The organism is Frankia sp. AgKG'84/4, from assembly GCF_023242965.2.
Lineage (GTDB): Bacteria > Actinomycetota > Actinomycetes > Frankiales > Frankiaceae > Frankia.
Window position 1 is genome coordinate 1 of record NZ_JALKFU020001112.1, and the last position, 1320, is coordinate 1320.

Sequence of the window (1320 nt, forward strand, 5' to 3'; positions counted from 1 at the left end):
GCGGGTCGAATCCGGCCGGCCTACCGCCACGAGGTCCACTGGGCCGCCCGCGGCTCGTCGACCCAGGGATCACCCGGCGGCGGCAGCCGACCAAGGCCATCGGCCAGTCCGTGCCGGACCAGCGCGGACGTCGCGAGACCACGCCCGCGCACCAGGTCGAGCAGCACCGTCCGGGGCAGCACCACCGCCGCGGTACTCGCGGCCGCCAGCGCCGTGCGCAGCCGCCAGCCCCGGATCCGGGTGAACCAGAGCCGATTGCGCACGGTGTAGTAGGCGTTGCCACGCCGGGGGATCGTGGTGCCGCCGGTGTGCCAGGCCCGGCTCGGGCTGAGCACGACGCTCCAGCCGGCTTCCCGGACCCGGTAGCAGAAGTCGACGTCCTCGAAGCCGAGGAAGTACCGACCGTCGAACGGCACCCGGCGCAGCACCTTGGCCTTGATGAACATCACTGCGCCGGTGACCCAGTCCGCCTCGCACGGGCGGTCCTGCGGCGGCCGCCGAGCCCGGGGCGCGGTGAGGACCGGGCTCAGCTTAGCCGAGCCGGACTGCAGGCCGTCGCCGTTGACCAGGGTCGGTGCGACCACGCCGATGTTCGAGCCCGCGAGCAGGTCCAGGCAGGTCCGGATGGTCGCCTCGTCGATGCGGATGTCGTTGTTGACCAGCAGGTAGGACTCCGCGCCCGGGTAGTCCCGGACGGCGAACTGGAAGCCCCCGCCGAAGCCGAGGTTGCGCGGCGGCAGGAGCCACGCGGTGGTGGTCGGCAGGTCCGCCGGCCGGGGCGAGCCGTCGTTCGCGACCACACAGACCTGGGCGATCGACGGGCAGGACTCCAGCCGCTCGGCCACGTCGACGGTGGGCGCGGGCGGGCCCCAGTGGACGATGACGACCACGGTCTTCATTCGGCCCCCTGACTCGGTCAGCGGCGTGGACCGAGGCACGGAAGTTGGCATTCCGTGCTCGAGTGGGTGCTCAGAGTAACAAAATCGTCTCACTGGATGAGGCAAGGTGAAGGTGTCGATGCCGCGCGCCGCCTGCGCTGGCGGGCCGCCGGGACCGCGTTGTCACTTAAAGTATCGATCTCATGTCATAGTGTGCTCGTGGCTGATCCATCGTCTGTCCCTGCGGCAGAGGACGAGCGGGGAGATCCGGCTGGCGGTGCGCCGCAAGGCGCTCGCGTCGACTCCGACGGCGCCCGACACCCGGGCGAGGCGTCCGATGCGGTGCCGAGCGCCCGCGACTCGCCCGAGCCGTCCCGGTCTGTCGAGCCGCCGCCGTCTGTCGAGCCGCCGCCGTCTGTCGAGCCGCCCCGGCCTGCCGCGC

At 72.1% G+C, this 1320-nt stretch carries 1 protein-coding gene; it reads right to left on the bottom strand.

Translation table 11 applies throughout. The features are described 5' to 3' along the window. Window positions 1–20: 20 nt before the first annotated feature. Window positions 21–899, bottom strand: coding sequence for a glycosyltransferase family protein (locus MXD58_RS27730; protein ID WP_248840004.1), 879 nt, complete (start codon window positions 897–899; stop codon window positions 21–23). Window positions 900–1320 lie beyond the last annotated feature (421 nt).

Bases quoted from the DNA above. Each gene is read 5' to 3' on its own strand.
- MXD58_RS27730 (WP_248840004.1), bottom strand. From the start codon at position 899: ATGAAGACCGTGGTCGTCATCGTCCACTGGGGCCCGCCCGCGCCCACC.